The organism is Microbispora sp. NBRC 16548 (genome assembly GCF_030268985.1).
Lineage (GTDB): Bacteria > Actinomycetota > Actinomycetes > Streptosporangiales > Streptosporangiaceae > Microbispora > Microbispora catharanthi.
Genome location: NZ_BSSF01000007.1, coordinates 349,865 through 369,705, shown reverse-complemented (window position 1 = coordinate 369,705; position 19,841 = coordinate 349,865). Strand labels below are relative to the sequence as shown.

24 protein-coding genes are annotated in these 19,841 nt (G+C 72.0%); 11 read left to right on the top strand and 13 right to left on the bottom strand.

Features of this window, described 5'->3' with window-relative positions:
- Positions 1-4: 4 nt before the first annotated feature.
- The 4 genes from QSK36_RS21960 to QSK36_RS21945 form a co-directional block, all read right to left on the bottom strand.
- Positions 5-1,726 (bottom strand): SulP family inorganic anion transporter, encoded by a 1,722-nt coding sequence (locus tag QSK36_RS21960; protein WP_285783699.1) that lies wholly within the window; start codon positions 1,724-1,726, stop codon positions 5-7.
- Positions 1,723-2,058, bottom strand: a complete 336-nt coding sequence (locus QSK36_RS21955; RefSeq protein WP_183540957.1) for an ArsR/SmtB family transcription factor — start codon at positions 2,056-2,058, stop codon at positions 1,723-1,725. The genes QSK36_RS21960 and QSK36_RS21955 overlap by 4 nt, the downstream gene beginning before the upstream one ends.
- A gap of 5 nt (positions 2,059-2,063) precedes the next feature.
- Positions 2,064-2,243 carry a hypothetical protein gene (locus QSK36_RS21950; RefSeq protein ID WP_285783698.1) on the bottom strand — a complete coding sequence of 60 codons (180 nt, stop codon included), beginning with the start codon at positions 2,241-2,243 and terminating at the stop codon, positions 2,064-2,066.
- A gap of 99 nt (positions 2,244-2,342) precedes the next feature.
- The gene (locus tag QSK36_RS21945; RefSeq protein WP_183540266.1) at positions 2,343-2,747 is read right to left on the bottom strand and encodes a VOC family protein; all 405 of its coding nucleotides are present in this window, start codon (positions 2,745-2,747) and stop codon (positions 2,343-2,345) included.
- A gap of 173 nt (positions 2,748-2,920) precedes the next feature.
- On the opposite strand from QSK36_RS21945, the gene QSK36_RS21940 reads away from it, so the two are divergent.
- Entirely contained in the window at positions 2,921-3,349 is a 429-nt protein-coding gene (locus QSK36_RS21940) for a pyridoxamine 5'-phosphate oxidase family protein (RefSeq protein WP_182899469.1), read from the top strand.
- The gene (locus QSK36_RS21935) at positions 3,349-4,353 is read left to right on the top strand and encodes a zinc-binding alcohol dehydrogenase family protein (protein WP_183540960.1); all 1,005 of its coding nucleotides are present in this window, start codon (positions 3,349-3,351) and stop codon (positions 4,351-4,353) included. The genes QSK36_RS21940 and QSK36_RS21935 overlap by 1 nt, the downstream gene beginning before the upstream one ends.
- On the opposite strand, the gene QSK36_RS21930 is transcribed toward QSK36_RS21935, so the two are convergent.
- Together QSK36_RS21930 and QSK36_RS21925 are read right to left on the bottom strand one after the other, a co-directional pair.
- Entirely contained in the window at positions 4,340-4,819 is a 480-nt protein-coding gene (locus QSK36_RS21930; protein ID WP_285783697.1) for a CBS domain-containing protein, read from the bottom strand. The two genes, QSK36_RS21935 and QSK36_RS21930, sit on opposite strands and share 14 nt — an antisense overlap.
- The gene (locus QSK36_RS21925) at positions 4,816-5,514 is read right to left on the bottom strand and encodes a CBS domain-containing protein (RefSeq protein WP_285783696.1); all 699 of its coding nucleotides are present in this window, start codon (positions 5,512-5,514) and stop codon (positions 4,816-4,818) included. The genes QSK36_RS21930 and QSK36_RS21925 overlap by 4 nt, the downstream gene beginning before the upstream one ends.
- 160 nt (positions 5,515-5,674) lie before the next feature.
- Here QSK36_RS21925 and QSK36_RS21920 point away from each other — a divergent pair, with 160 nt between their 5' ends.
- From QSK36_RS21920 to QSK36_RS21910, 3 genes are read left to right on the top strand one after another with little or no spacing between them, the layout of a single operon-like run.
- On the top strand, positions 5,675-7,333 hold the full coding sequence (locus QSK36_RS21920) for an NAD(P)/FAD-dependent oxidoreductase (RefSeq protein WP_285783695.1): 1,659 nt from the start codon (positions 5,675-5,677) through the stop codon (positions 7,331-7,333).
- Positions 7,330-8,778, top strand: coding sequence for an ATP-binding protein (locus tag QSK36_RS21915; protein ID WP_285783694.1), 1,449 nt, complete (start codon positions 7,330-7,332; stop codon positions 8,776-8,778). The genes QSK36_RS21920 and QSK36_RS21915 overlap by 4 nt, the downstream gene beginning before the upstream one ends.
- 36 nt (positions 8,779-8,814) lie before the next feature.
- The gene (locus QSK36_RS21910) at positions 8,815-9,678 is read left to right on the top strand and encodes an NAD(+)/NADH kinase (RefSeq protein ID WP_285783693.1); all 864 of its coding nucleotides are present in this window, start codon (positions 8,815-8,817) and stop codon (positions 9,676-9,678) included.
- A 25-nt stretch (positions 9,679-9,703) separates the two neighbouring features.
- On the opposite strand, the gene QSK36_RS21905 is transcribed toward QSK36_RS21910, so the two are convergent.
- Complete coding sequence (locus QSK36_RS21905) at positions 9,704-10,123, bottom strand: MerR family transcriptional regulator (protein ID WP_285783692.1); 420 nt, start codon at positions 10,121-10,123, stop codon at positions 9,704-9,706.
- Positions 10,124-10,178: 55 nt separating this feature from the next.
- On the opposite strand from QSK36_RS21905, the gene QSK36_RS21900 reads away from it, so the two are divergent.
- A complete protein-coding gene (locus QSK36_RS21900; protein WP_285783691.1) occupies positions 10,179-11,132 on the top strand; it encodes an SDR family NAD(P)-dependent oxidoreductase in 954 nt (317 codons plus the stop codon).
- Positions 11,133-11,203: 71 nt separating this feature from the next.
- Here QSK36_RS21900 and mgrA read toward each other — a convergent pair whose 3' ends face one another.
- From mgrA to QSK36_RS21875, 5 genes are all read right to left on the bottom strand, one after another.
- The gene (gene mgrA / locus QSK36_RS21895; RefSeq protein WP_285783690.1) at positions 11,204-12,199 is read right to left on the bottom strand and encodes an L-glyceraldehyde 3-phosphate reductase; all 996 of its coding nucleotides are present in this window, start codon (positions 12,197-12,199) and stop codon (positions 11,204-11,206) included.
- Between the two features lie 429 nt (positions 12,200-12,628).
- On the bottom strand, positions 12,629-13,255 hold the full coding sequence (locus tag QSK36_RS21890; RefSeq protein ID WP_183540292.1) for an alpha-ketoglutarate-dependent dioxygenase AlkB: 627 nt from the start codon (positions 13,253-13,255) through the stop codon (positions 12,629-12,631).
- Between the two features lie 202 nt (positions 13,256-13,457).
- Positions 13,458-13,913, bottom strand: a complete 456-nt coding sequence (locus tag QSK36_RS21885; RefSeq protein WP_205826010.1) for a hypothetical protein — start codon at positions 13,911-13,913, stop codon at positions 13,458-13,460.
- Positions 13,910-14,308 (bottom strand): SgcJ/EcaC family oxidoreductase, encoded by a 399-nt coding sequence (locus QSK36_RS21880; protein ID WP_285783689.1) that lies wholly within the window; start codon positions 14,306-14,308, stop codon positions 13,910-13,912. Before QSK36_RS21880 ends, QSK36_RS21885 begins: the two co-directional genes overlap by 4 nt.
- Positions 14,309-14,429: 121 nt before the next feature.
- Positions 14,430-15,029, bottom strand: coding sequence for a PadR family transcriptional regulator (locus QSK36_RS21875; protein ID WP_285783688.1), 600 nt, complete (start codon positions 15,027-15,029; stop codon positions 14,430-14,432).
- Positions 15,030-15,266: 237 nt separating this feature from the next.
- Between QSK36_RS21875 and QSK36_RS21870 the strand changes: the two genes are divergently transcribed.
- Positions 15,267-15,470: a hypothetical protein gene (locus QSK36_RS21870; RefSeq protein WP_183540307.1), complete on the top strand. Its 204-nt coding sequence runs from the start codon at positions 15,267-15,269 to the stop codon at positions 15,468-15,470.
- An 18-nt stretch (positions 15,471-15,488) separates the two neighbouring features.
- On the opposite strand, the gene QSK36_RS21865 is transcribed toward QSK36_RS21870, so the two are convergent.
- On the bottom strand, positions 15,489-15,716 hold the full coding sequence (locus QSK36_RS21865) for a hypothetical protein (RefSeq protein WP_182899484.1): 228 nt from the start codon (positions 15,714-15,716) through the stop codon (positions 15,489-15,491).
- A 181-nt stretch (positions 15,717-15,897) separates the two neighbouring features.
- On the opposite strand from QSK36_RS21865, the gene QSK36_RS21860 reads away from it, so the two are divergent.
- The 4 genes from QSK36_RS21860 (at position 15,898) to QSK36_RS21845 (ending at position 19,812) form a co-directional block, all read left to right on the top strand.
- Positions 15,898-17,238, top strand: coding sequence for a helix-turn-helix domain-containing protein (locus tag QSK36_RS21860; RefSeq protein ID WP_183540311.1), 1,341 nt, complete (start codon positions 15,898-15,900; stop codon positions 17,236-17,238).
- An 85-nt stretch (positions 17,239-17,323) separates the two neighbouring features.
- Complete coding sequence (locus tag QSK36_RS21855) at positions 17,324-17,938, top strand: TetR/AcrR family transcriptional regulator (protein ID WP_285783687.1); 615 nt, start codon at positions 17,324-17,326, stop codon at positions 17,936-17,938.
- A gap of 60 nt (positions 17,939-17,998) precedes the next feature.
- Complete coding sequence (locus tag QSK36_RS21850; RefSeq protein WP_183540315.1) at positions 17,999-18,910, top strand: LysR family transcriptional regulator; 912 nt, start codon at positions 17,999-18,001, stop codon at positions 18,908-18,910.
- Positions 18,911-19,098: 188 nt separating this feature from the next.
- Entirely contained in the window at positions 19,099-19,812 is a 714-nt protein-coding gene (locus tag QSK36_RS21845; RefSeq protein ID WP_183540317.1) for an SDR family NAD(P)-dependent oxidoreductase, read from the top strand.
- Positions 19,813-19,841 lie beyond the last annotated feature (29 nt).

Below are 19,841 nucleotides of genomic sequence, written 5' to 3'. Positions count from 1 at the left end.
CCGATCACACCGTCGGCGCGGAAACGTCCGGGTGACGTGCCGCGAGGACCGGGGTCGGCGGCGGCGCGGACGGGAGTCCGAGCAGCGTCCTCGCGTGGGCGATCGCGGCCGGCGTGTCCGGGAAGACGAGCCCGTCGCGGCGGAGGTGGTCGGCCACCCCGAGCCCGCCGAGGACCTCGTCGTGGCCCGGCCGGATGCCCGACAGCAGCACGATGATCCCCTTCCCCTCCAGCCGCCTGATCGCGTCCCCGAGAACACCGGCGCCGGTGGCGTCGATCGTGGACACGCGCGACATGCGCAGGATGACCACCCGCACGTCGGCGACCTCCGACAGCTCGAGCAGGAAGCGGTGGGCCGCGCCGAAGAACAGCGGGCCGTCGAACCGGTAGGCCACGATGTGCTCGGCCAGCAGGCGCCGTTCCTCGTCGCCGTGGTCGCCGGTCTCCAGCGGGACCTGCTCGATCTGCGCGCTGCGCGCGACGGCCCGCAGGGCGAGCACGATCGCGACGCCGACGCCGACCGCGACGGCGGTGACGAGGTCGAAGACGACGGTGACGGCGAAGGTGAGGACCATCACCGCGGCGTCGCCCCGGGTGGAGCGGGCGATGGCGCGCAGCGAGCCGACCTCGACCATGCGGACCGTCGTGGCCAGGAGCACTCCGGCCAGCGCGGCCAGCGGGATGCGCCCCACCAGGCCGCCCGCGCTGAACACGATGGCGGCAAGCACGACAGCGTGCGCCAGGGCGGCCAGGCGCGAGCGGGCACCCGATCGGACGTTGACCGCCGTACGGGCGATCGCGGCGGTGGCGGGGATGCCGCCGAAGAGCGGGGAGACGACGTTCGCCAGGCCCTGCCCGAACAGCTCGCGGTCGGGGTCGTGCCGCTCCCCCACGCTCATGGCGTCGGCGACCGAGGCGCACAGCAGGCTCTCGAGGGCCCCGAGGGCGGCCACGGCGAGGGCCGCCGGGAGCAGCGAGGTGACGGCGCCAGGATCGAGGAAGCCGATCGACGGCGCGGGCAGCCCGGCCGGCAGGGTTCCGATGCGGGCGACGTCCAGCCCTGCGGTCTCGGCCACGACCGTGGCGGCCACGACCGTGAGGAAGGAGAACGGCACCGCGGGCCGCCACCGCGCGCCCAGCAGCATGACCCCGGCGACCACGAGCGCCATCGCGATCGGCACCGGATGCGGGTCGCGCGCGAAGTTCGCGACCGCGTTCCCCGCCGCCTGCCACACCCGCTCCCCCTCGCCGGTCACGCCGAGCGCCGCGGGCGCCTGCTGGAGCGCGATGACGACGGCGATGCCCGCCGTGAAACCTTCGATGACGGGGGTGGGCATGTAGCGGGCGTACCTGCCGACCCGGGCCAGCGCGAGCACCATGAGCACGATCCCGGCGAGCAGGCCGACCGCGAGCACCCCGCCCGGGCCGTGACTGTGCACGATCGGGACGAGAACGACCGTCATGGCCCCCGTGGGCCCCGACACCTGGAGGTTGCTGCCGCCGAAGACGGCGGCGATCGCGCCCGCGACGACGGCGGTCGCCAGGCCGGCCTGCGCGCCCAGCCCGGAGCCGACCCCGAAGGCCAGCGCGAGCGGCAGGGCCACCACCGCGACCGTGAGCCCGGCGATCAGGTCGCGGCCGGGGCTGCGGCGGGCCGGTCGCCAGTCGGCGGGCGAGGGCAGCAGCCCCGCGACCCGGCCGTACAGCCGCTTGGCCGCGCCGGTCACTTCGCCGCCTCCGCCTGGAGCTCGGCCAGCAGCTCACCCTGACCGGTGATCATGTCGGTGAGGATCCGCCGGGCCGCCGCGAGCAGGTCCACGACGTCGGGGGTGGCCAGCGAGTAGACCACCGTGCCGCCCTCCCTGACCGCGCCGACCAGGCCGGTGCGGCGCAGCACGGCGAGCTGCTGGGACAGGTTCGACGCCTCCACCTCGATCTCGGTGAGTAATTCGCGGACCGGGCGGGGCCCGTCCCGCAGGAGTTCGAGCACGCGGATGCGCACCGGATGACCCAGAGTGCGGAAGAAATCGGCCTTGGCCTGGTAGAGCGGAACGGGCATCGGGCTCACTCCGCCCCTCCCGCGACTTCCGGGCTGATCCCGTGGTCGGCGGCCAGTCGGTTCAGGTTGTCGAGCCGGCCCGAGGCGACCTGGACGCCATGCTCGTCGCCGCTCTCCCGCGCCCGCCGCAGCTCCTCGCGCGCCTCCGCGAGCCGGGCGCGCAGCTCCGCCGTGAACTCGTGCATGTCGTCCTCTCCTCCGTCGGCCGTACCCAGCATATTCGCAATATGAAGAATTCTTCAATTCAGCAGCACCGCAACCACGTGGGGCGGCCGGAGACGGGCTCAGGCGGGGCGCGCTGTGAAGGAACGCTGGTCGCGCCGCAGCGGATGGCCCTCGGGAATCTCGACCAGCACGATCGGCAGGCCGTCGGGGTCCTCGATCCACATCTCCACCAGCCCCCACGGCTCCAGCCGGGGCGGGCGGGACACCCGCACCCCGGCCTCCACCAGCCGGTCGTGCTCCCTCTGCACGTCGCGCACCTGCAACCAGATCGCCGGCCCCTCCCGTACGTCGCCGGTGCGCGGCGAGACCTCGACGAACCCCTGCCCCAGAAAGAACACCACCCCGGGGTCCTCGACCGGGCCGAACTCCCGGTTGACGGCCAGGCCCAGGACGTCGCGATAGAAACGGCGGCTCGCGGCCCGGTCGGCCGATCGCAGGAGTATGCGGCTGCTCAGCACTTCCACGTGACGGTCGTGCCCATTCGGGGCATGCGATTGAGGATGGATTACGGCAAGCGGCGGCCAAGGCTTCCCGGGCCCTTAGTCCCTCCGCCGAGCGACGGACGTCGGTGCCGCCGGAGGGACGGGAACGGCAGACTGGTCGCCTACGCCCGTTGAGGATCATCGTGGAGGTTCGCATGACTGAAGACACGGCTCCCGCCGGCATGCCGCGCCTGGACAAGCTCGACCGCGAGGAGTGCCTGCGGCTGATCTCGCCGGGCGGTGTGGGCAGGGTCGCCTTCAACAACCCGACCGGGCCCGTGATCCTGCCGGTCAACTACACGATCGAGCAGGGCGCCGTCTTGTTCCGCACCGCGCTCGGCGGCCCGATGGACGCCGACCTGCGCACGGGGATCGAGGGGGCCGACTTCATGGTGGCCTTCGAGGTGGACCACATCGACGAGAGCACCCGGGAGGGCTGGAGCGTGCTCGTGCGCGGCGGGGCCCACCACATCACCGGCGACGTGAACAAGAACGCCGTGGACTCGTGGGCGGGCGGCGACCGTCCGCTCTACATCCGGATCTCGCCCAACGAGGTCAGCGGCCGGCGCATCCAGCACGCGTGATGGACGCCTGGGTCGTGGCCCGGCCGGGGCCCGTCGCGACACGGCCGCTGGAGCGGGCCGTGCTGCCGGACCCCGTGCCCGGGCCCGGGGAACTGCTGGTCCGCGTCGAGGTGTGCGCGGTCTGCCGCACCGACCTGCACCTCGCCGAGGGCGACCTCCCCCCGAGACGCCCTCGTACGGTTCCCGGGCACGAGGTCGTGGGACGCGTGGCGGGGCTCGGCCCGGACACGGCGGGGCCGCCGGTCGGCACCCGCGTGGGGGTGGCCTGGCTGCGCTCGACCTGCGGCCGGTGCCGCTACTGCCTGCGCGGCGCGGAGAACCTGTGCCCCGCGTCCACCTACACGGGCTGGGACGCCGACGGCGGGTACGCGGAGCTGCTGACCGCCCCCGCCGCGTACGTCTACCCGCTGCCCGAGGACACCCCGGCGGAGACGCTCGCCCCGCTGCTGTGCGCGGGGATCATCGGATATCGCGCGCTGGTCCGCGCCGACCTGCCCCCGGGAGGGCGGCTCGGCATCTACGGGTTCGGGGCCTCGGCCCATCTGACCGCCCAGATCGCGATCGCCGAGGGCGCGACCGTACACGTGATGACGAGGTCGGCGGCGGCGAGGGAGCTCGCGCTCCGGCTGGGCGCGGCCTCCGCAGCGGGCAGCGCCGACCCGCCGCCCGAGCCCCTGGACGCGGCCATCCTGTTCGCCCCGGTCGGCGACCTCGTGCCGGTCGCGCTGGCCGCGCTCGACCGGGGCGGCACGCTCGCGGTGGCGGGGATCCACCTCACCGACATCCCGGTGCTGAACTACCAGCGTCACCTGTTCCAGGAGCGCACGCTGCGCAGCGTCACGGCCAACACCCGCGACGACGGGCGGGAGTTCCTGCGGCTGGCGGCCCTCCACCATCCGCGGGTCACGACGACGCCCTACTCCTTCGACGCCGCCGGCCAGGCGCTGGCCGACCTGGCCGCCGACCGCGTCGAAGGGGCGGCCGTCCTGCTCATGGACAGGTGACGGGCGGCACCGGCTCCAGGTGGAACAGGCCGCCCTTCACGTCCGTGGGGTCGCCGGCCGGACGCGCCGTCCTCCCGGCCAGCGCCATCAGCACGTCGGTGGTGGTGACCAGGCCCCGCAGGACGTCGTCGGGGCCGAGCACGGGGACCGCGCCGCAGTCGGCGTCGGCCATCAGCGCGGCGACCTCGGACAGCGGGGCGTCCGGGGCGACCCGGGGACAGCGCCGCCCCTGCACGAGCGTGCGCACCACCGCCTGCGACTGCTCGGCGGGGCCGCCCGACCAGTGCGCGGCGACGTCCTCCCGCCCGAGCACGCCGACGAGCCGGCAGCAGGCGTCCACGACCGGGAGGTGGTGGACGCCGGCCCGCCACATGAGCTCCCAGGCCATCAGCGGCGACTCCTCCGGCTCCACCGTGACGAGCGTCCGGGTCATCACCTCGGACGCGGTCGTGGTCTCGACGCTCATCGATCCCGCCCGCCTTCCGCCGGGCCGGTCCGCCGGGGCGCGCCCGCGGGGACGGCCCGGTCCACATCGTCGATCTCATACGTGATGGAGGAGTCGACGTCCACCACGCCGTCCACCTGCCAGACCTCCTCGATCAGGGCGCAGAGCTGGGAACGCCGCTCCACGCCGCCGTCGAGGTGGACGATCCCGTCCTGGATCCGTACGGCGCACTGGCGGGAGTGGCGCGACGCCACCTCGAGGACGTCGTCGCGGAGGTCCTCCGGGGGCCGGCAGAACGCCCTGATCAGATCGGACTGTTTGACCAGCCCGGTGATGCGGCCGGTCTGCCCGTCCACCACCGGCAACTCCTTGATCCTGTTGCGGTGCATGAGACAGGCCGCCCGCCGCAGCGGGGTGTCCTCGGTGACCGTGATCGCGGGGCTGCTCATGATCTGGGCGGCGCTGCGGCCGCTCGCCTTCCTGCGCTCCCTGCGGCGGGACGGCCCCTCGATGATCAGATCGCCGGGCCGCCTGTCGAGGTCCTTGAGCAGCAGGTCGTCGTCGCTCACCATGCCGATCACGCGCCGGTCCCCGTCCACGACAGGAACGGCCCCGACATGGAACCGGCACATGGCGGTGACCACGTCGGAGAACGAGGCCGTCGCCTCGACGGCGACGACGAACCTGTTCATGACGTCGCGGACGGTCATCGGCATGGCGACCTCCTTCGTCCCCCCGTGGCCATGCCCCCACTCATGGCCACGCCCCCAGCCTTGGCCATGACCGGCGGCGGGGCGACCGGCGAACGTCCCCCTACCGTGGGACCTATGTCCCGGGGGTGCCGTTCAGCGAAGAGCCGCCAGTACCGTGTGAGTTGTGCAGAATGCCGCGATCCTTACCGTCGATGACGACCCTTCCGTCTCCCGGGCGGTGGCTCGTGACGTACGCCGCCGATACGGCGACCGCTACCGGGTGATCCGAGCCGAGTCCGGCCCCAGCGCGCTCGACGCGCTGCACGAGATCAAGCTGCGCGGCGAGCAGGTCGCCGTCATCCTGGCCGACTACCGGATGCCCCAGATGAACGGCATCGAGTTCCTCGAAGCGGCCATGGACGTCTTCCCGCTGGCGCGCAGGGTGCTGCTGACCGCCTACGCCGACACCGACGCGGCCATCAGCGCGATCAACATCGTCGATCTCGACCACTACCTGCTCAAGCCGTGGAACCCGCCGGAGGAGAAGCTCTACCCGGTGCTGGACGCGCTGCTGGAGTCCTGGCTCGCCACCCCCGCCGTGACGATGCCGGAGACCAAGGTCGTGGGTCATCGCTGGTCGGCGCACTCGTTCACGGTGCGCGACTTCCTCGCCCGCAACCTCGTGCCGTACCGCTGGCTGCGGGCCGACGAGGCCGAGGGCGTACGCCTGCTGACCGCCGCCGGGATGAGCGAGGCGGACGTGCCGGTGGTGATCACCACGGACGGCAAGGCCCTGGCACGGCCCACGGAGGCCGATCTCGCCGCGCACGTCGGCATGGCCACCACCCCGGCCTCGGATCTCTACGACCTCGCCGTGATCGGCGCGGGCCCCGCCGGCCTCGGCGCCGCGGTGTACGGCGCGTCCGAGGGACTGCGCACTCTGCTCGTGGAGCAGCGGGCCACCGGCGGGCAGGCCGGGCAGAGCAGCCGGATCGAGAACTACCTGGGCTTCCCCGACGGGGTCTCCGGCGCCCAGCTCACCGACCGCGCCCGCAGGCAGGCGCTGAAGTTCAACACCGAGCTGCTCACCACCCGGGAGGTCGTCGGCCTCCAACGAAGCGGTTCGGCCACCCTGCTGCAATTCGGCGACGGCACCGCCGTGACGGCGCACACGGTCGTGCTGGCGACCGGCGTGTCCTATCGGCTCCTGGACGCGCCCGGCCTGGCCGACCTGACCGGCCGGGGCGTCTTCTACGGCGCCGCCGCCACCGAGGCCCCGAGCTGCGCCGGGGAAGAGGTCTACATCGTCGGCGGCGCGAACTCGGCCGGGCAGGCGGCGGTGTACTTCTCCCGGTACGCCCGCAAGGTGCACATCCTCATCCGGGGAGAGGACCTCACCCGGTCGATGTCGCAGTATTTGATCGATCAGATCGAGGCCATTCCGTCGATCGAGGTCCATCCGCGCACGCAGGTGGTCGGCGGCGAGGGCCGCGACCACCTGGAGCGCCTGATCCTGTGCGACGGGCGGACCGGCCTGACGACCGCCGTGCCGACGTCGTGGCTGTTCGTCTTCATCGGGGCGGAACCGCGCACCGACTGGCTCGGCGACGTGGTCGCCCGCGACGGATCCGGCTACGTGCTGACCGGCTCCGACCTGCTGGCGGACGGCCGCCGCCCGGCCGGATGGACGCCGTCCAGAGATCCCTATCACCTGGAGTCGAGCATGCCCGGCGTCTTCGCGGCGGGCGACGTGCGGGCCGGATCGGTCAAGCGCGTCGCCTCGGCCGTCGGTGAGGGCGCCATGGCGGTCTCGCTCGTCCACCGCTATCTGGAGGCTCGATGACCGACCATCCGAGTGAGCCGACACTGTCGCCTGACGAGCTGCGCACCCTGTTCCTGTTCGAGGCGCTGGACGACGCGCAGCTCGCCCGGTTGTCGGAGGCGGGCCGGGTGGAGCGGCGGCTCGCCGGGACCCGCGTCTACCAGGAGGGCGACCCCGCCACCTGCTTCTTCGTGCTGCTGAGCGGCACGGTCGCGATGAGCAGGCGGGTGCAGGGCGACGAGGTCGAGGTGAGCCGCACCGGCCAGCGCGGCGTGTACGGCGGCGCCACCCAGGCGTACATCACGGGGGAGTTCTCCCAGCTCTACATGAACACGCTGACCGCGGTCACCGACGCCGAGTTCTTCGTGCTCCCGGCCGAGGTGATCGGGGCGTGTGTGCGCGAGTGGTTCCCGATGGCGATGCACCTGCTAGAGGGGCTGTTCCTCGGCATGCGCGCCACCCAGACGATCGTCGGCGAGCGGGAGCGGCTGCTCGCGCTCGGCTCGCTGTCGGCCGGCCTGACGCACGAGCTGAACAACCCCGCGGCCGCCGCCGTACGGGCGACGTCGGCGCTGCGCGAGCGGGTGGCGGGCATGCGGCACAAGCTCGCCATGATCGCCGACGGGCGGCTGGACGGCAGTCAGCTGCACGACCTGGTGGAGCTCCAGGAGGACGCGGTCAAGCGGTCGGCCTCCGCCCCCGACCTGACGCCGCTGGCGCGCTCCGACGCCGAGGACGCGGTCGCCGACTGGCTGGACGACCACGACATCGTCGGCGGCTGGGACCTGGCGGCGACGCTCGTGGCCGGCGGCCTCGACGCGGCCTGGCTCGACCAGATCGCCGGGGCGGTGGGCGAGGAGAACCGGGAGGCCGCGGTCCGGTGGCTCACCTATACGGTGGACACCGAATTGCTGATGTGCGAGATCGACGACGCGGTCAACCGGATCTCCGGCCTGGTCGCCGCCGCCAAGCAGTACTCCCAGCTCGACCGCGCCCCGCACCAGACGGTCGACGTGCACGACCTGCTCGACGCCACGCTGACCATGCTGCACGGCAAGATCCCCGAGGGCGTCCGCACGGTCAAGGAGTACGACCGGTCGCTGCCGCTCATCCCGGCGTACGCGGCGGAGCTGAACCAGGTGTGGACCAACCTCATCGACAACGCGCTCGGCGCGATGGACGGCACGGGCACGCTGACCCTCCGCACCCGGCGCAAGGACGGCCACGTGATCGTCGAGGTCGGCGACACCGGCCCCGGCATCCCGCCCGAGGTCCGGCCCCGCATCTTCGAACCGTTCTTCACCACCAAGCCCGTCGGCGAGGGCACCGGCCTGGGCCTGGACATCTCCTATCGGATCGTGGTCAACAAGCACCACGGGGACATCAGGGTGGATACGCGTCCCGGCGACACCCGGTTCCGGGTCTACCTCCCGGTGGACCAGGCGGCCCCGGAGCCCGTTCGATAGGGCCGCCCACAAACGGCCTGGCCGTACAGTGTGGACATGGGCATGGTCAGCACCGTGGGTCTCGTCCTGCACCCGCAACGCGACTCCAAGGAGGCGATCGACACGATCGTCGAGTGGGCGCGCAAGCGGGACTGCACGGTGCTGGGGCTGCCCGACGAGGTCGGGCGCATCGACTGCAGCGCCATCGCGGTGGACGCCCCGACCCTGGTCAGGCGGTCCGACCTGCTCGTCAGCCTCGGCGGCGACGGCACGATGCTGCGCACGATGCGCCTGATCGCCGGGCGGCCGACCCCCGTCCTCGGGGTCAACCTGGGACGGCTCGGTTTCCTCGCCGAGATCGACGTGGACGAGCTGGCTCCCGCGCTGTCCGCGATCGACGAGCACCGATACACGGTCGAGCCGCGCATGGCGGTCCGGGCGGTCAGCCACGACGGCCGGATGGTGACCGCGTTCAACGACATCGCCCTCGTCCGCATCCCCGGCGACGGGCTCGCGGCCGTGTCCGTCTCTGTCTACGGTGAGCCGTTCGTCCGGTACTCCGCCGACGCCGTGATCGTCTCCACCTCCACCGGGTCCACCGCGTACAGCTTCTCGGCGGGCGGCCCGATCGTCTCCCCCACCGTCGAGGGCTTCCTCGTCGTCCCGGCCGCCGCCCACTCGGCGTTCAACCGGGCGCTGGTCCTGTCGGCCGACGAGGAGGTGACGCTCGACGTGCTCCCGACCAGCGGGCAGCTCGCCCTGGAGGTCGACGGCGCCATCGGCGGCCACCTGGGCCCCGGCGACCGGCTCACGGTGACCGCGCTGCGCGCCGCCGCCCGCGTGGTGCGGCTCGGGACGACGACCTTCTACGAGCGGGCCCGCCGCAAGCTCCGCGTGAACGGCAGCGCCGAGGTCGACTGACCGCGGCGCCCCTCACGCCGCCGGGTCATCGTGACGGCGTCGGCGACCAGAGTCCCGCCGCGGTCCCGCCGCGCAGGTGCCCGCGATAGGTGACCACCTTGTCGTGGATGACGGCGAGGCTCGCGTCGAGCTCGGCGATCCGTGCCCTGACGGTGCGCTCGTGCTCCTCCAGCAGGGCGAGACGCTCGTGCTCGTTGCCCGGCCCCGACCGTACGAGCTCGGCGAACCTGCGCAGGGTGGCGATGGACATGCCGGAGTCGCGCAGGCGGTTGCACAGGACCAGCCACTGCACGTCCGCCGGGTCGTACACCCGCTGTCTTCCGGCCGATCGGGGGATCGGGCGGAGGAAGAGCCCCTCGCGTTCGAAGAACCGCAGCGCGTGCACGCTCAGCCCGGTCGCCTCCGAGACCTGCCCGATGGACAGAGCTTCCGTATGCCTGGTCATGCGGCGGATCGTACAGCTTGACCTAGAGCGCACTCTAGTTTCTAGCGTCCTTCTCATGACGACACAGCACAGGATCGGCAGTGGTTTCGGCGCCCGCAGCACCGCGCGCGAGGTGCTCGCGGGAATCGATCTGTCCGGGCGGACGGCCCTGGTCACCGGGGGATACTCCGGGCTCGGCCTGGAGACGACGCGGGCGCTGAGCGCGGCGGGGGCTCAGGTGATCGTCCCCGCGCGCAGGCCGGCGGTGGCGAAGGAGGCGCTGCGCGACATCCCGGGCACGGAGACCCGCGAACTCGACCTGGCGGACCTGCACAGCGTTCGCATGTTCGCGGAAACGCTTGTGGAGACCGGCAGGACCATCGACATCCTCATCGCCAACGCCGGCATCATGGCCTGCCCGGAGACCCGCGTCGGCCCCGGGTGGGAGGCCCAGTTCGCGGTCAACCACCTCGGTCACTTCGCCCTCGTGAACCGCCTCCGCCCCGCCCTGACCGCCCGAGGATCGCGGGTGGTGTCGGTGTCCTCCGCCGGCCACTTCGCGACCGGGATCCGATGGAACGACATCCACTTCCGCGACGGGTACGACAGATGGCTGGCCTACGGGCAGTCGAAGACGGCGAACATCCTGTTCTCCGTGCGCCTCGACGCGCTCGGGGCGGCCACCGGCATACGGGCCTTCTCGTTGCATCCGGGCGAGATTCTCACTCCCCTCCAGCGGCACATCCCCCGCGAGGAGCAGATCGCCCTGGGCTGGATCTCCCCCGACGGCGCGGCGGCGGAGGGCTTCAAGACTCCGGAGCAGGGCGCGGCCACGACGGCCTGGGCGGCGACCTCTCCCATGCTCGCGGATCACGGCGGGGTTTACTGCCAGGACTGCGACGTCGCCGAGCTCGCCACGGCCGACGACGTGGACACCGGAGGGGTCAAGCCGTGGGCGATCGACCCCGAGGAGGCGTCCCGGCTCTGGGACCTGTCGTGCGAGCTCACGGGCGTCGACACGTTCTCCTGACGCGGACAGCCTCCTGACGCGGACGGCCGGGGCGGCGCGTGCGCGCCGGCCCGGGACCGCGTCCGCGTGGCCTACAGCAGGCTTTCGATCTCGGACAGTTCCTCGGCGGTGAGCGCCGGTGCGGCCAGGGCCGCGACGTTCTGTTCGAGCTGCCCGACCGAGCTCGCCCCGACCAGCACGGACGTGACCCTCTGGTCGCGCAGGATCCACGCCAGTGCGAGCTGCGCGAGCGACTGGCCGCGCTCCTGGGCGATCTTGTTCAGGCCGCGCAGGGTCTCCAGCAGATCGGGGGTGAGCCGGTCGCGCTTCAGGAAGTGGCCGATCGCCATCCGCGAGTCGGCCGGCACCTCGCCGTCGAGGTAGCGCCCGGTGAGCAGGCCCTGCGCCAGCGGCGAGTAGGCGATGCACCCCGCCCCGGCCCGCTCCAGCGTGTCCAGCAGGCCGTCCTCCACCCAGCGGTCCAGCATGGAGTAGCGCGGCTGGTGGATCAGGAGCGGGGTGCCCAGCTCGCGCAGCACGGCGGCGGCCCGCTCGGTCTGCTCGGCGGAGTAGTTCGAGATGCCCACGTAGAGCGCCTTGCCGGAGCGCACCGCCGTGTCGAGGGCGCCCATCGTCTCCTCGATGGGGGTGTCCGGGTCGGGCCGGTGGGAGTAGAAGACGTCGACGTAGTCGAGGCCCATCCGGCTCAGCGACCGGTCGAGGCTCGCCAGCAGATACTTGCGCGACCCCCACTCGCCGTACGGCCCGGGCCACATGTCGTAGCCCGCCTTCGTCGAGATGAACAACTCGTCGCGGTAGGGCCGGAAGTCGGCGCGCAGGTGGCGGCCGAAGTTCTCCTCCGCCGAGCCGTACGGCGGGCCGTAGTTGTTGGCCAGGTCGAAGTGGGTGATGCCGAGGTCGAAGGCCCGGCGCAGAACGGCGCGCTGCACGTCGAGCGGGTGGCCGTCGCCGAAGTTGTGCCACAGCCCGAGAGAGATCTCGGGGAGCAACACGCCACTCCTTCCGCTGCGCCGGTACCGCATGTCGTCGTATCGAGCGGGGGCGGGGACGTAGGGGTGCGGGATCATCCGTGGCCTTTCTTGCGGGACTGGGCCGGTCCTTTGCCGCGGCCTTACTCAAGGACTACCAGCAAACCGCACATGTCAACGGCCCGCCCACCGTCCCGGGGCGAGGCCGTGGATCTCGGGAGAGGGGCGGTGGATCTCGGGACGCGGGCCGTTCCGGTCAGGCTCGGCGTCGTATCGACAGGGAGGCGATCGCTCGCCCAGCTGAGCGCGAACCACCAGCAACTCATCGGTCATCTCGTCCTCCCGTCATCATGCACAGTCGGACGAGAAGCCGTGCCGGTTCACGGTTCGCGGATCACGATGCCGAGCACGGTCACCGCGGATCGGGATCGAGGTGCCTGAAGACCGTGGCGCGGCTGCCCCGGAGATCCATCGCGTCCCGCCGCCGTGAGGGCGTCGCGCCGGCCGTCAGGGGCGGGCCGCGATCCCTCAGCGCACGCCTCTCGGGCGGAACTGGATGCTGATCCGGGCGCCGATCACCTTGGCCGACTTGGGAATCGCGTGCTCCCAGGTGCGCTGACAGCTTCCGCCCATGACGACGAGGTCGCCGTGGCCCAGGTCGTGCCGCAGCGCAGGGCCCCCGCCGCGCGGGCGCAGCAGCAGCGGGCGCGGCGTGCCGACCGACACGATCGCGACCATCGTGTCCTGCGTGCTCCCCCGCCCGATCGTGTCGCCGTGCCAGGCGACGCTGTCCCTGCCGTCGCGGTAGAGGCACATCCCCGCCGTACGGAACGGCTCGCCGAGCTCCTCCTCGTAGTGGGCGTTGAGCGCGTCCCTCGCCTCGGCCAGCACCGGGTCGGGAAGCTCCTCGTCCTCGTCGTAGAACTTCAGCAGACGGGGCACGTCCACGACCCGGTCGTACATGTGCCTGCGCTCGGCGTGCCACGGCACGGCCTCCAGCAGGCGTTCGAAGAGCGCGTCGGCCCCCTCGATCCAGTGCGGCCGTACGTCGATCCAGGCGCCGCGCTCCAGCGGACTGCGCCGCACGGACGAGCCGAGCGGTCCGATGCGCACATCCTCACCCCAGTCCAGAAGCGAGGCCTGAAAAGCAGTCATGCGACCATCATATTAGAACGTGTATTCGATCATGCCTGGCTCCGCCACCATCGGGAACCGAGCTCGTCACAGCACGTCGAGGTCGAGACCCGGCGGCAGGCCGGTGACGGTGGCGGACGGCGCCGACGAAGGCGCGGAGAAGGGCCGACACCCTCTCGACGGCCCCCGGACCGGCCCCCGCCGGACCGGCCCGGGGACCGCCTCAGGGACTGTCCAGCAGGCGGACCGGGCAGTGCAGCTCGGCGCCCACCCGGTCGAGCAGGACCGCGAAGCCCGCACGCGTGGCCGGTCGGAACCCGAGGAAGAACCGGTTGGCCAGGGGCACCCCCCATCTCAGCCGCTCGGCCACGTTGCGGACCTGGTAGACCAGCAGCGTGCCGGCGGGGTCGGGTGCGAGGCGATACTCGCCCCGCCACCACCAGCCGCCCTGCGCGGCCAGCCGGTCCCGGCCCACCTCGACCGTCATCGCGTGGCCGGGCGCGGCCAGGACGAAGCGGTCCGGCCCGCCCGTGAGCGTTCCGCCGTGGTCGGCGAACGGGAAGCAGTTGTCGCGTCCCACCGGCCCCGGCCGTACGCGCAGGAGCAGGCCTGCCACACGCTCGACCGGCGCCTCGACGACGCCGCGCACCTCGCAGAGGAGGGTTCCGGCGGCCGTCACGGCGTGCCGATCCGCGTGTTCTGGAACGACGCGAAGCGCCAGCCGTCGCCCTCCCTGACCGCGGTGAACGTCATGATCGAGTCACGGCCCGGATCGGCCGCGCCGTCCGGCAGGGCCGAGCCCCCGGTGGTGACGACCAGCGCCGCGTCCGGGCTCAGGAAGCGGATCTTCCGCAGCGGCGGCGCGGCGGCGGGCCCGCCCAGGCGGGACCCCTTCAGCGGGCCCTCGAACAGCGCCCGATGGCTGTCCTCGATGGCCCGGCGGCCCTCCATGTGGAGGCCGAAGAACGTCACGTAGTCGGCGTCCTCGGTGAACAGCCCGGCGAAGGCGGCGGCGTCCGCGTTGTTCCAGGCTGCGGTCAGCGCGTCAAGCAGGCGGTGGATGTCGTCGGACATGGTTGCGGCTCCTCTCGGATGACCGCGAAGCCGCCTATCCTCTGGGGTGCGAGTCCTGATCGGCCGCTTCGCGGTGGTCGGGTCCGGCGCCGGCCGGATGTTGGCGCATCCGGCCGGCGCGTCACTGCTGGTCGAGCTGTCCGCTGTTCGAATCGGCGCTCCAGGAGACCTGGCCGGACCGGATCTCGGCGAGGGTCGCGCGGACCCACTCCAGCTCGGCGGCCTTCATCGCCCGGTCGTACTCCACTTCGAGGACCAGCACGCGCGGCAGGCCTGAGCCGGTGAGCGCCTCGATGTGCGCGTCGGCGGAGACGATGGCGCCCTCCAGCGTGGCGGCCCGGGTGCCCAGCGCCCGCTCCGCCTCGGGGACCGGAAGGCATCCCATCAGCGACACCGCGGCCACGAAGACCTTGGTGTCGCCGTCCGGCTGTTCGAGGAGACGGCGCAGCCGCGTGCCCAGCTCGGCCCGCCCCTCCTCGGTCACCCCGTAGACCGTACGCTCCGGCCGGCGGCCCTCCCTGCTGGTCTCCACGGGGGCGATGAGCTCCTCGCGGGCCAGCCGGTCGACCGCGTGGTAGAGGCTGCGCGGCAGGCCGCTGATGTAGTCCTTGTGCGTGTCGATGACGAACCGGTGCAGCTCGTAGGGGTGCGCGGGCCGTACGGACAGCAGGGCGAGCACCGTGAGCCCGACCAGGTCCCTGTCCGCCCGCCCCCGCGCCATCACTCCCCCATTGCCTTATTGCAACTCGCACTATAGCGATGCGCATCTCAGGCGGGAAGCCTTTACGCGGACACCGGCGCACGCGGGCGACGCCGGGCGGCGAATGGATGGTGCCGACGAACGCCACGCCGGTGATCCTCGACGCCGTACGGAAGGAGCTGCGGCGGCAGACGGGACACAATGCGGACGAGAAGGACGGCACGACCTTCTCGTCTGAGCAGCGGAGGGCATGGGCGGATGGACCTGTTGCAGATCAAGTTCTGGGAGGCGGACGACTACCGGCCGGGCACGAAGGGCCACGAACGCCGGTGCAGCTGGGGCGGGTCGTCGTGCCCGTCACCGGCCGAGTTCACTGTCACCGATCGCGCAGGCGCCCACAACGGCGCCTGCGCGGTTCACGTCGTCGACTACATCAGGGACCGTCTCCGGCACGGCCGCTGACCGCGCCGCGACCCCGGGTCACCCGGCGGCGGCGGGGTCGGCGGCGAACGCCGCGGTCAGCTCGGCCTGGGCGGCCAAAGCGGCGGCGAGGGCCTCGGGGTCGTCGGCGTCGAGCGTCATCGCGCATCCCATGCGGATCGCGTCGAGGTCCACCGGCCCGCGCCTGGTCGCCCACCAGCGGCCGACGTCCGACCGCCAGATGATCCAGCCCGTATGGACCCGTGCGATGTCCTCCAACGTGGTCATGTCACCCATCTCCAACGGCTGCTCGCGGAAGTGGGCCAAGCTAAGCGCTTTTGAAGCGGTTGGAGTATCAGCCAGGAGACGTCCAATCACAGCCAGTAGCCACGCGAACACGGAATCTCCCGTAGTGTCAGCGTGTCACGCTGACACAGCGTGCTTGCGGTCGTGCGAGGAGGGGTGCGACATGCCGGCCAACCACCGCCATCCGCCGAACCGCCGGCTCGCGTGGGAACGCCTGCAGCGCGGGTGGTCCTACGAGGAGCTGTGCGAGCGCATCCGTACGTCCATGCGGTCGTGCGACGAGAAGGACACCGGCCTGACGGCCAACACGGTGCGACGGTGGGAGACCGGGGAGCGATGGCCGGATCCGCGCTACCGCAAGCACCTCGTGACGATTTTCGACAAGCCCGCGAGCGAGCTGGGACTGCTCACCCCCGACGAGATGGCCATGCGGCCGGTCACAGAGGTGGTGGACGAGATACGGAGGCTGCTGAGCATGATCGTCGCAGACGGCATCGACCGCTCCACGTTCCTGCGGGGGCTCCTCGGCGCGGGCGTGCTCGCCCCGCTCCTCGGCGAGGGCGGCGAGCGTCTTCCCGCGGCGGTGGAACGCGGGCGCGGGGTCGACGCCGAATCGGCCGAGGCGTTCGCCAGGGTCGTCGACAAACAGGCGGCCCTCTACTGGACCTCGCCGCCGGACGACATCTTCCAGGCGTCGGTCGCGCACACCCGGCTCGGCATGAGCCTGTTGCGAGGGGCCCCGGAGGGACCGGTCAGGCAGACGCTGGCCGAGGCGGCCGCGCGCTCCGCGCTGCTGTCGGGCAGGGTCGCCTTCTTCGACCTGGACGACGGCCCCACCGCGGCACGGCTGTACCGCATGGCCCTGTCGGCCACCCGGGAGTGCGGCGACCACCCGCTCGCCGCCGCCGTGCTCGCCCACGCGGCGTTCGTGCCGGGGTTCGAGGGCAACCGTACGGACGCCCTGGGCCTGCTGGACGCGGCGTTCGCGCACGCCTGGCACGGCGTCGGCCCGCTCACGAGGGCATGGCTGCACTGCGTGGCCTCGGAGATCTCGGCCCGCTGCGGCGAGCCGAAGGAGTGCATGCGCCACATCGACCGCGCCGACCACATGGTCGACGCGGGCGGCGACGACCCGCCCTGGCTGGACTTCTTCGAGCGGGCCAGGCTCGACGGCTTCGCCGGCTACAGCGCGCTGACGGCGGGCAACCACGAGGAGGCGGCCCGCCGGCTGCGCAAGGCGCTCGACGACCTGGGCCCGAACGGCGGCAAGCAGCGCTCGGTGCTGCTCGCCGACCTCGCCGCCGCCCACGCCTCCACCGACGGCGACCAGGCCGCCGAACACCTCAGGCAGGCGGTCGACGCGCTGGAGGATCAGTGGTACTCGATCGGGCACGACCGCGTACGCGGCGTGCTGAAGGTCCTGCCGCCCGCGGGGCAGACGCGGGCGCTGGACGAACGGCTGACCGACCTCGGCCGTTCGAGTCACCCCGAACTCATGATGTGAGGACGGCCCCGCCCGCCACCTCGCGCCACCGCGGACTACAAGGTCTCTGAGGTAGCGCCTATACGACCGGTCGTATAGTGACCTTATGGGACGGACCAGCGATGCCAAGGAGAAGATCCTCGGCGCCGCGCGAATGCTCATCGAGCTGCGCGGTTACTCCGCCTTGGGCGTGGCGGAGATCTGCAAGGCGGCCGGCGTGCCCAAGGGCAGCTTCTACTACTTCTTCGAGACCAAGGAGGCCCTCGCTCGGGCGGTCATCGACGAGCACTGGGCCGACCAGGAGCGGGCCTGGAAGCAGATTCTGTCCAGCGAGGCGGAGCCGCTGCACCGTCTGCGCCGGCTGTTCGAGGCGGCCCAGGCCGCCCAGCGTGCCGGGCAGCGGGACTGCGGCACCGTCTCGGGCTGCCTGTTCGGAAACCTCTCGCTGGAGATGAGCAACCAGACCGAAGCCATCCGCGGGCGGCTGCAGGAGATCTTCGACGCGCAGGTCGAGATGATCGACGCGGTCATCGTCGAGGCCCTGGCGCGTGAGGACGTCACCGTGGCCGACACCCGGGAAGCCGCGCGGTCGGTGGTGGCCCAGTTGGAGGGGCACGTTCTGTTCGCCAAGCTCTACAACGACACGCAGCGGCTCGGCCCCCTGTGGGCCAACTGCCTGGCGCTGCTCGGTGCCCGCGCCGAGGCGGCCGCCGGTCTCTGACACCCGCCCGGATGGTCGGGGCCGATAGGCGCAGCCTCCCACCGTCCTAGCATGGCGAGCGTGGAGTTGCGCCAGCTGAGGTACTTCGTCGCGGTCGCCGAGGAACTGAACTTCGGCAGCGCCGCCAGGCGCCTGCTGATCGCCGGCCCTTCCCTGTCCCAGCAGATCAAGGCGCTGGAGCGCGACCTGGGCGTGCGCCTGTTCGACCGGGACCGCCGCTCGGTGTCCCTCACCCCAGCCGGTTTCGCCCTGCTTTCCGACGCCCGGGCCCTGCTGGAACGCGCCGACGACCTCCGGCACCGGGCCCGCCGGCTGGCCGGATCCGAACCGGTCCGGCTCGGCTACGTCAACTGGCTGCCATCGGACCTGATCGCCCGCACCGCGGCGGTGGCGCAGGTCCATGTCGACGCCTGGGTCGCGCCCTCGCACACCCAGGCCGCCCGGGTCGCCGAAGGCGGCCTGGACCTCGCGATCTGCTGGCTGCGCACCGACGATCTGGAGCGACGCGGCCTGCACGCTCAGCTCATCGGCGCCGACCGCCTCTACGCCGTGGCCACCGGGCGTGACACGACCGCGGTTCCCGCCCGGGAGACCGGCGTCCTCCTCGACGACGACACCACCTCCTGGTCGTCCTGGAACGCTTACGCCGAGGAACTGGCCGGCCAGACCGGGGCCCGGGCCGTACGCATCTCCGACGGCGGCATCACCGGCCCGGCGTTCTTCGACCATGTGCGCCGTTGCCGCCGCCCGGTCATCAACTCTCCCAAGGGTCAAGCCACCCCGCTGCCGCCGGACCTCGTCCGGCGCCCGGTCATCGCGCCGGAGATCTACTGGACCTGGTCTCTGGTGTGGCGTCGCGGCGAAGTCCGCACCTCGGTGCTCGACGTCGTCGAGGCTCTGCGCACCGACGACCGCTTCGGGATCCACGGCCCGGACGCCTGGCTGCCCGAGGGCGACCCGCACCGTCGCTAGCCCTCGCCCCCGGGCGTAGGTGCGCTGATCCAGGTGTAGGAGCCTGTGCCTATCAGTTGGAAGGATTCCGGTTCTGGCCGAGGCGCCGTGAACCTTTGATTTCTCTTCTCCGGCGGCCTAAGTTCACAGACGGAAATAGACGACCGGTTGACTAGTAACCGATCGATTCCCTCTGGAGGAGAGCAATCATGAGCATTCAGCAGCAGAAGGTCGCCCTCGTCACCGGCGCGTCGCAGGGCATCGGCGCCGCACTGGTCGAGGCCTACCGCAAGCTGGGCTACGCCGTCGTCGCCGTCTCGCGCACCATCGCGCCCTCCGACGACCCCGGCGTCCTCACCGTCCAGGGCGACGTCGCCGACCCCGCCACCGCCGAACGCGCAGTCGCGGCGGCCGTCGAGCGGTTCGGCCGGGTGGACACTCTGGTCAACAACGCGGGCATCTTCGTCGCCAAGCCGTTCACCGACTACACCCTCGACGACTACACCGCCGTGACCAAGGTGAACCTCGACGGCTTCTTCCACGTCACCCAGCTCGCCATCGCGCGCATGCTGACCCAGGGCGGCGGCCACGTCGTCACCATCACCACCAGCCTGGTGGACAACGCCGACTCGCGGGTCCCGTCCGTGCTGGCCTCGCTGACCAAGGGCGGCCTGCAGTCCGCGACCAAGTCGCTCGCCATCGAGTACGCCACGCGCGGCATCCGCGTCAACGCCGTCTCACCCGGCACCATCAAGACCCCGATGCACCCCGAGGAGACCCACGAGGCCCTCGCAGCGCTGCACCCGGTAGGCCGGATGGGCGAGCCGAGCGACATCGCGGACGCGGTCGTCTACCTGGAGAACGCCCCCTTCGTCACCGGTGAGATCCTCCACGTCGACGGCGGCATGAGCGCCGGCCACTGATCCGCACGCCCCGGTTCCGCCCACAGGAG

Bases quoted from the DNA above. Each gene is read 5' to 3' on its own strand.
- QSK36_RS21955 (WP_183540957.1), bottom strand. From the start codon at position 2,058: ATGCCCGTTCCGCTCTACCAGGCCAAGGCCGATTTCTTCCGCACTCTG.
- QSK36_RS21950 (WP_285783698.1), bottom strand. From the start codon at position 2,243: ATGCACGAGTTCACGGCGGAGCTGCGCGCCCGGCTCGCGGAGGCGCGC.
- QSK36_RS21940 (WP_182899469.1), top strand. From the start codon at position 2,921: ATGACTGAAGACACGGCTCCCGCCGGCATGCCGCGCCTGGACAAGCTC.
- QSK36_RS21935 (WP_183540960.1), top strand. From the start codon at position 3,349: ATGGACGCCTGGGTCGTGGCCCGGCCGGGGCCCGTCGCGACACGGCCG.
- QSK36_RS21930 (WP_285783697.1), bottom strand. From the start codon at position 4,819: ATGAGCGTCGAGACCACGACCGCGTCCGAGGTGATGACCCGGACGCTC.
- QSK36_RS21925 (WP_285783696.1), bottom strand. From the start codon at position 5,514: ATGCCGATGACCGTCCGCGACGTCATGAACAGGTTCGTCGTCGCCGTC.
- QSK36_RS21915 (WP_285783694.1), top strand. From the start codon at position 7,330: ATGACCGACCATCCGAGTGAGCCGACACTGTCGCCTGACGAGCTGCGC.
- QSK36_RS21910 (WP_285783693.1), top strand. From the start codon at position 8,815: ATGGGCATGGTCAGCACCGTGGGTCTCGTCCTGCACCCGCAACGCGAC.
- QSK36_RS21905 (WP_285783692.1), bottom strand. From the start codon at position 10,123: ATGACCAGGCATACGGAAGCTCTGTCCATCGGGCAGGTCTCGGAGGCG.
- QSK36_RS21900 (WP_285783691.1), top strand. From the start codon at position 10,179: ATGACGACACAGCACAGGATCGGCAGTGGTTTCGGCGCCCGCAGCACC.
- mgrA (WP_285783690.1), bottom strand. From the start codon at position 12,199: ATGATCCCGCACCCCTACGTCCCCGCCCCCGCTCGATACGACGACATG.
- QSK36_RS21890 (WP_183540292.1), bottom strand. From the start codon at position 13,255: ATGACTGCTTTTCAGGCCTCGCTTCTGGACTGGGGTGAGGATGTGCGC.
- QSK36_RS21880 (WP_285783689.1), bottom strand. From the start codon at position 14,308: ATGTCCGACGACATCCACCGCCTGCTTGACGCGCTGACCGCAGCCTGG.
- QSK36_RS21875 (WP_285783688.1), bottom strand. From the start codon at position 15,029: ATGGCGCGGGGGCGGGCGGACAGGGACCTGGTCGGGCTCACGGTGCTC.
- QSK36_RS21870 (WP_183540307.1), top strand. From the start codon at position 15,267: ATGGACCTGTTGCAGATCAAGTTCTGGGAGGCGGACGACTACCGGCCG.
- QSK36_RS21865 (WP_182899484.1), bottom strand. From the start codon at position 15,716: ATGACCACGTTGGAGGACATCGCACGGGTCCATACGGGCTGGATCATC.
- QSK36_RS21860 (WP_183540311.1), top strand. From the start codon at position 15,898: ATGCCGGCCAACCACCGCCATCCGCCGAACCGCCGGCTCGCGTGGGAA.
- QSK36_RS21855 (WP_285783687.1), top strand. From the start codon at position 17,324: ATGGGACGGACCAGCGATGCCAAGGAGAAGATCCTCGGCGCCGCGCGA.
- QSK36_RS21845 (WP_183540317.1), top strand. From the start codon at position 19,099: ATGAGCATTCAGCAGCAGAAGGTCGCCCTCGTCACCGGCGCGTCGCAG.